The following is a 253-nucleotide window of genomic DNA, read 5'->3' as shown; positions in this document are numbered from 1 at the left end:
CGAGCCCACGCCCGAGGAGATGGCGGAGCGCCTCTCGATGCCGCTCGAGAAGGTCCGCAAGGTGATGAAGATCGCCAAGGAGCCGATCTCGCTCGAAACGCCGATCGGCGACGAGGAGGATTCGCACCTCGGCGACTTCATCGAGGACAAGAACGCGGTCATCCCGGTCGATGCGGCGATCCAGGCGAACCTCAAGGAAACGGTGACCCGCGTCCTCGCCTCTCTGACGCCGCGCGAGGAGCGCGTGCTGCGC

General features: G+C 66.4%; 1 protein-coding gene. It reads left to right on the top strand.

From position 1 onward, the window contains the following. A partial coding sequence (locus AC0IYH_RS32850; protein ID WP_471838559.1) for a sigma-70 domain-containing protein occupies positions 1 to 253 on the top strand: 253 nt, incomplete at both ends.

It is taken from the genome of Pseudomonas sp. AC463 (assembly GCF_979253585.1).
Note: the sequence above shows the minus strand (reverse complement) of the source record. Positions and strands in the feature narration are given on the sequence as shown.